Origin of the sequence: Candidatus Protochlamydia sp. R18 (genome assembly GCF_000648255.1) — a bacterium.
Lineage (GTDB): Bacteria > Chlamydiota > Chlamydiia > Chlamydiales > Parachlamydiaceae > Protochlamydia > Protochlamydia amoebophila.
The window spans coordinates 1-7766 of the sequence record NZ_BASL01000793.1 but is presented as its reverse complement, the minus strand read 5'-3'; the positions used below and the strand labels follow the sequence as shown (position 1 = coordinate 7766).

The window sequence follows — 7766 nt, the reverse complement described above, 5'->3', positions numbered from 1 at the left end:
TTTTAGGATTTCTAGTAGCAGTTGCAACAAATTTTTTAATAAATTAGTTATTTGCAACTTACATTAAATAAAAAAAACAAAATTTATGGATCAACTAGTAATTGATTAAATACGTGAATATTTGTAATAAATAGGCCACACTCTTGGGTGCAGTAAAAAACGAATTAAACATCCAATCGTATGCTTAACGCTTGGGCAGAATCTTCAATGGGCGAGAAATTAAAATTTTTTTTTATATAAATAGTTTCATTCTTAATGAAGTTTAGCTTGTATTCACAAATTCGTCCAGCTGCTTACCCATCAAAAGTTGAATATTTAATTTTTTGATACTCAGTTAAAGCTTATTGGCAATTATCGATACATAATTTTAATAACCGCAACAAATTCTATAAAATTTTGTAGCTGATCATAAAAAATGTAAAAAAAATGGATTGATTTTCTTAAAATTATAAAATTCTTTATTGAAATATTTACTATTTATTCTCAAGAGAATTTTTAGAAATAGCATTATCCTAACCCCATTCCGATTAATTCATTTTATATGAGGTAAGTGAATCAATATGACTTTTACGTCCAGCAAAAAAGTATTTAATGCTTCAGTAGTTATTTCTCATTTGTCAAAAAATTTCTAATTTAGCGGTATTCTAATAAAATATACTCTTGTAAAATTAGCAAAGCAAAGCGCGTTCAGGACAAGCATTCTGTAAATTTTGTGTATTAGAGTAATCGTAATTAATATTAATATTGAAATAAAAGTGAAAATCAATCCCTATAAACTTAGTTTTGATTGAAATAAGTCCATTTACTAATGAATAGCTATAACGGCCAACGCATTCAAGCACCTGAAAGAAAATTTTAAATATAGGATAAACGATATCTACTATTTTGAATAAAGTAACAGTTGCCCTAAATTTAAACGACCTAAAAAGAGAAGTTGTTTGTATATTTTTTTGTGTGGAGGCCTGTTCTTGACAACTTTGATAACCAGCTAAATAATGTTTGTTATCATTATCACATAAATCAATATTATTCATATAAACTCTCTTACTCTTTCTTTATTGATTTGAAAAACCGGAAAATCCTCAAAAAATTCATCTATTAGCATTTTATCTACAAAATTAGCGGCATGTTGATGAAATAGATGCACCATGTCTTCCATTGCTCGATGATGAACCCTTGCAAAAACTTCAGCTGGTATCATTGTTTGCTTTGGTACTTTGTGTCTATAATCATCGATGGCCCATAAGTTAGAAGGTAGATGTATATTTCGCATTTTTTGAATAACTAAGCGGAAATTGACCAGTTTTGTTTCAGGCACTTGACTAATAAAATAATTTGTCAATTCTTCAATTTGGCATCCTGGATCTATTTTACCTGTTAATTTCACAAATTCAGTCCCATACAAATAATTTAACAGGAAATTTGGTAAAACTTTAGCCATTTCTCGTGTTACGCCTACATCAATTAATTTCATACATTCTCGAAATTCCTTAATAGCTTTATCCGCAATTTGTTTAGTTTTGTCAAGCTGTATTAAAATGGCATTCTCATCTGTTAAATCATTAATCTTTTTAATTTTATAAAAATAAAATTTATAAAGACTATAGCAAAGATCCAAAGGAATTTGTGTGGTCATACTAACTGAAACACTCATGTGTGAAAAAGAAGCCGATGAACCGATTCGGTTCAAAAATTTTTGTGCCACCTCATCTGTAATACCAGGAAGACCTGTTTCTTTACTGACATGGACATCTTTACTAAGCTCTTGATAAGAATTAACAATATCGACACAGAGATTCATAATTTCCTCCAATTAATCATACATTTTTGTTAAAAATTCAAGTTGTTTTTTCAAAATTTATTTTATCATTACTTTCGTTTTTGAAACTCAAGGTTTGATATTTTAAAAATTTAATAATTAGCCCATTCTAAACAACTTTAAACTTTATGCGCATTAAAGTCAGGCCTGTAGAAAACAGATTAGTTTAATTAAAAATTTTTTAATATTAAAATTTATTTTGCATTTAGATGATAAGGCTGTTTTTTTTTTAAATATTTTAAGGTTGGGTGATATAAAACTTGGCATGAAAACTAGCCATCACCGGCCATCAGATTATTTTTTAATACTATGAAAAAGCTTTAGAATAGAATGTTTATATATGTGTTAACATATTTAGTAAAAATTAAGCCCTTTAAAATAATTTATTTTGAAGGACTTTGTTAACGCCAGTTTAACGTAAGAAACCCTCAAAAATATTCTAAGAGCTTAGCAGCTTCGATTTCTGTCTTTGAAAAGAATAGCCGAGGCTTGGATGGATTCAAGCAATAATTGGCAAGTCCTGCCATCAGATTGCTAAGAAAGTTCTATCGATTTCGGTGACGATGATGTTCTATCTGACAGCTACTTTTCAACAGATTATTCATACTTTCAATCATAGCCCTCTTTTTTAGCATGAGTTTATCCACTACGTGATCCATTGATTTTTCATCTTCTTCTTTACTTTTGTGAAAAGATGCATTCCCTTTTGCATTAAAGTATGAGTCAGTTTTTCTGACATATCCCCTCTATCTGCGAACGCTTTTCCTTTCATCCCTTCTACCATTTCTGGAACGGGTTTGCGATCATCAAGTTTGCCAGTTGTCAACTTAAATGCTACAATTTCTGCATGATGATTAATCACAAGATGGAGCTTAAACCCAAAGAACCAACCGATGGTTGTTTTTCCCCCACTTAGCGTGGCTCTTTAAAGATGCGATGGGAAGAGGCACGTTTGACGCAGGCAAACCGTTAAGACTGTAGAGTCTATCAATAAAATCCCTTTACAGATCCCTTGATGTTCTTGGGTAAAGCAAAACATAGGGAAAAATGCTTCCGAGGTGAGTTGAACAAATCTTGAGTACCCAACAAGATGATAAATATTTTAAAGTTGTTTTTACATGGTTTAAGTAGAAGTATTTAAATGTTCTGTCATTGGAACGATGAAAGAAAAGCAAAATCATTAGCACTTCACTTAAAGGTCTTCTAAAAGTTCTTTTGCGGATTTTTCTTTTCGTCTACTCTATTGGTTGTTGGAAACACATTTGGTGAAATCTAGCAGTATGCTTATTAGATTACCCTTAACCCGGAAATACTTATGGGAAGCAAGAGTCCGAGCAAGAGCTTCCATTCCCTTATCGCTTATTTGATTTCCGTTAAGAGAGAGTTCCCTAAGAGTTGTATTGGAAGCAAGAGTCTGAGCAAGAGCTTCCATTTCCTTATCGCTTATTTGGTTATATTCAAGGGAGAGTGTCTCAAGAGTATTATTGGAAGCAAGAGCCTTAAAGATTGCTTTCGCTCCCTCATCACTTATTTGGTTATAGCTTAGAGTAAGTTTTTTAAGAACAGTATTGGAAGCAAGAGCCTTAAAGATTGCTTTCGCTCCCTTATCGCTTATTTGGTTTCCGTTAAGAAAGAGTTCTCTAAGAGTTGTATTGTAAGCAAGAGCCTGAGCAATTGCTTCCGCTCCCTCATCGCTTATTTGGTTATATTCAAGGGAGAGTGTCTCAAGAGTATTATTGGAAGCAAAAGCGCGAGCAAGCGCTTGTGCTCCTTTATCGCTGATTCGGTTTTCGTTAAGCTGGAGTCTCTCAAGAGTCGTATTGGAAGCAAGAGACTGAGCAATTGCCTCAGCTCCTTGATCTCTGATTTGATTATAACCAAGGTTGAGTGACTTAAGAGTCGTATTGGAAGCAAGAGATTGAGCAATTGCTTCGGCTCCCTTATCGCTTATTCTCCTGTGACTAAGGTCAAGCGAGGTAAGCTTAGGATCATTCCTATAAAGTTGGAGTAATATTCGGGAGTCAATTTCTGGATTTTTTATTTCTTTTAAAACTCTATTCTCTTGTTCTTTTTTAATTATTTTTAAATCTAAAGCCGGACATTGTATAAAACTCCCTTTGAAATAGGGAATAATACTTGTAAAAAAAAGCGTTTTTAAATGGGGATTTTTATCGGCTTTTAGGGTATGCAAAAGAGGAGCATCTAGCTGAATCGAGGCAAGTGCCACACACCTCTTAAGTTGCAATTCTTCTAATTTGGCAAACTGCAAATAGGTTGGTGTGAGAGGAAAGCGTGATTTTTCAAACGCGCGCAGCTGAGCGCATCGGTTTAAATAAAGCGTTTTGAGATTAGGAGAGCACTTTTCGATTTCCAGAATGGCCTCTTCTTTAATAAATGGACAACCGCTTACATTTAAATAGGTAAGTTCAACATGCAAAAAAGGTTTTAAGGTGGTGTGATCTAAAACAGCGCAGTTCATCAAAGTCACTTTTTTGGGTCGAAGACCTTTATTTTTCATTAAAAAGATTAAAGCATGTAACACGAGGCGTTGCCGCTCTCGATCGGATCTTTCCCCTTTGATCATGTGCCTAAAATCTGCTTCAATCCACTCTCCTTCTTGGTTTTCGCCAAACAAAACATGGGAAGCGCATCGGTTTAAGGTAAACGCAAAAAGCTCGCTTTGGGCTTTTTCGGGGGAGTATTCTTCGCGCTGTTGAATTTCTTCAAACGTTGGGAGCTTGCCAAAGCTAGCTGCATCGGCTTGGGCGGAAGTGAGAGAAATGTCTACCTGACGATCGATCGCTTGTTGTAATCTTTGTTTGGGATCTAAACTGCTAGTAACGGCTTGCTGATATTTAGAGTACACCCAACGGTCTAAGGTTTGCTTGTGACTCCCCCGTAAATTAACGAGATAGGGTAAAAGATCGATAGGAGCAAGTCTTTTTTTATCTTTTAAAGCTTGACGTAAGCAGTCTTGTAGATGGTAAAATTGCACGAGTACATTCATCACCGTGCCGCTGCGTAAAAGAAGCGTTCCTTTAAAGCGATCTTCTGGGTTTTCTTCATATAACTGTTCTTCCTCTTTAGAATTAAAAAGTTGAAGTTCGCGATAAGCCGCATCTTTTTGAATTAAGTCTTCAAGCCAACTACTGAGAATGAGGTTAGGCTCTAAACGGAGAAAAGCCTGCAACACTTCAGAGTCTAAATAGTACTTAGCATCTAAACAAAAAAGAGCCGAAGAAAAATGAACCTTATGCCCGAAGAAATAATGGATGACCGGTTCGACAAAAGAAATATCGTTATCGACGCAGAAAATGCGGTGCGTCTTTTCTTCGACAACATAGTTGGAGAAGCGCCCATCGCCTGGGCGAGTCAATAAAGCACACAGGCAAGCCCAGGTCAATTGCTTGACGTCTAGCTGTTTGGCATTTTCTAACGTCTGCCCTTGTATTGTTTTGGAAATTAAAACGGGATAGACTCGTTTTTTTCCTTTGATGTCGACCTCAAAACGTGCTAGCTGCGTTGGAGAGCTCAACTGACCCGCAATGCGTGCCGTCAGCGCATGGATGGCATATTCCAGCAAAGGATGGGTCGGCTTTTGTTTAAAATGCAGCTGATATCCGTTATGGGTTGCACTCGCAACGGGATGAGCGCTTTTATATTGCCGTTTGAGATTGCCCGTTTCTTCTAAAATTTGTTCACACACGTCCTGGTTGAGATACCGAGCATCGGGCACTGCCGGGCAGCGGATTTTGACTTGGAAGGGATCGTCTGGATCTGGATGGTCGGTTGTCATGGCAAGAATTGCTTGTTGAAACTGCTCTTCTTCTAAGCGTCGGCTTTGTCTAACTCCGCTTGGGTTGGGAATAGAAGCCAGATGAGCGCTTAACGCAGCCAAATTTTCCTCCTCGGGATAGCTATCTAAGACTTTAAGATAGGTCTCTCTTAGAGGTTCCGTGAAAGTCATCTGGGAGAGTCTTTGGTAGTAAGCTTCATGCCAATGCCAAGCTTGATCCGGATCAAGCGCATCAGCTTGTTGTCTGGAAACGAGATGATGTACGAAATGAGCGGTCCAGGGCTTGAGATTTTCTATGTTATCGGGGCGCAGCTCCTCTTCGTAATAAGCCCCTCGAAGGAGATCAATTTTTTGAAAATGAGAGTCTAGCTTAGAAATGCAAGGTTTTAATTGATGAGAATCTAGGTTAGAGAGGCAAAACTTCAAGTTACGGTAAAGAGGGCGCAGGACAAGCCAGTAAATCTTGGCCAGGATTTCTTTTTCATCACAAAATTCTTCTAGGTTAACCTCTTCTTTTTGTTCCCCACAGGTAAAATGGAGGCCCACTCTTTTTAGGTAAATGGCCGCCACCGCCTCTTGCAATAAGAAACCACTTTCGGCTGTGAAAATTTCCTTTTTCACGAGCGCGTCAATGAGATCGAGTGTATTGGCTTCTTCTATGCCGAAATAAAGGGACAAATCATTTAAAAGGTGATGGAGCAGCTCCGAGTAGTGCTTTTTTAGATCGATAATCTTCTCTTTAAAGGGATGGCACCAAATCTGTTCATAGGTCTGCAGGCGATCTGTTAACAGCTGTAGCGCCTGACACTTGCGCCTGATTTCTTTTGTTTGTAGAGAATTTTCATCGAGATAGGTACGCATTTGCGCTTGGTAGAGGTCAAAGAGCGACGAGTTCGTTTGATGAAAGGAGATAGTTTTACGCAGCGTATTATTATGCGAATTAGAAGGATACTCCTCTATTTTTTGCATCTGAGCCAATCCATCGGGCGTGTGGATAAGATCAGGGACAACCGCTGGATTGCCGCCAGAATCGACATGAAAGCCGGAGCGGTGTTTAGTCCCGATACAAGTAAAGACGGGCAAGCCTTGTGCGGGATCTTCTCCCAAGGCTATTATTTGTAGTTCTAATAGGCGAGCTAATTTTACAAAGTACGGGCGATGCTCAATTGCTTCCATGAGAATGCACCATTCCAAGTCTGAGTAAGGACAGATTTCTTCTTTGGCTAGAGATCCCATTGCTCGCAAATCGTACGAACACGGAGGATCTCCTAAAATGGCAATGGCATCTTCGACTAAAGCTTGCAGAAAATTGATCAAGTTCGCAGAAACTTTTTTTTGAAAAGCACGCACCTCTTCAATGATAAAATTTTGCAAGTCGATTGTCTGATAGAGCTCGTAAAAGCTTGCGCGATAAGTATCTAAATTTTTTCGGTAGGTAGTTGTGATAAAACAAGTCGTGGGAAAAGTTTTACTGTTTAAATAACGGTCCATCGTTGGTTTTAGATGATGCAGCCCACTTGCCTCTATCGGTTTTTGTCCTCCTCGCTTGCTAAATAGAGCCGCTATAAGTTTGCGTACTTGTTTATAGAATAATTTAATCAAAGCATGCTGTTCACCCTTGCAGCAGATTGCTTTAAAACGCGTTTCAAGATTTGTGATGAGTTGCACGACTTCCTGACTCTTATCTTCGGCTCTTGCTTTTTTCAAACGCTGCTTAAAAACGCTAAGGGACGTTGAAGCGACTTTAAAGTAGCGAGAAGCTTGGCGTTGGGATTCTGAAGAAGCCATCGAGATGCTCTGAGCCTTTACTGCGTAATGAAGAGCATTGATGGGATCTTTAACTTGTTTCTTATTTAGCTGTTCTTGTTTTCCTTGCTTGTAATGCCATTTGGCGAGTTCGGTAGCTAACTGCTTTTGTTCTTCTGCAAAACAGGAGTCTGATGCTAAATTGAGCAGTAAACGTACACCCTCTTCTATCTCTTTAGGAGACTCTACGACGGGAATAAGCAACAAGAGGCAGTCAAAAATCTTTTTGAGTATCTCTTTTTCCGCATAGGGCGTCAAAAAGGCCATAAAAAAATTAAACTGCTCGACAGCTCGAGAGTATTTTTCCTTCTTAATAGTAGCCAAAATTGCATCGAGGCTTTTTAA

The 7766-nt window shown here is 37.6% G+C and carries 4 protein-coding genes; all 4 read right to left on the bottom strand.

The features are described 5' to 3' along the window. Positions 1-668: 668 nt before the first annotated feature. Positions 669-1034: a hypothetical protein gene (locus TY19_RS11180; protein ID WP_042282631.1), complete on the bottom strand. Its 366-nt coding sequence runs from the start codon at positions 1032-1034 to the stop codon at positions 669-671. After that, positions 1031-1801, bottom strand: coding sequence for a hypothetical protein (locus TY19_RS11175; RefSeq protein WP_042282629.1), 771 nt, complete (start codon positions 1799-1801; stop codon positions 1031-1033). The genes TY19_RS11180 and TY19_RS11175 overlap by 4 nt, the downstream gene beginning before the upstream one ends. Positions 1802-2465: 664 nt before the next feature. Beyond that, positions 2466-2714: a transposase gene (locus tag TY19_RS12015; protein ID WP_079979324.1), complete on the bottom strand. Its 249-nt coding sequence runs from the start codon at positions 2712-2714 to the stop codon at positions 2466-2468. Between the two features lie 345 nt (positions 2715-3059). Beyond that, positions 3060-7766 (bottom strand): hypothetical protein (locus TY19_RS12010; RefSeq protein ID WP_102035423.1); only part of this gene is annotated, 4707 nt, incomplete at its 5' end.

Excerpts from the sequence above, each read along its gene's own strand:
- TY19_RS11180 (WP_042282631.1), bottom strand. The coding sequence starts at position 1,034 with ATGAATAATATTGATTTATGTGATAATGATAACAAACATTATTTAGCT.
- TY19_RS11175 (WP_042282629.1), bottom strand. The coding sequence starts at position 1,801 with ATGAATCTCTGTGTCGATATTGTTAATTCTTATCAAGAGCTTAGTAAA.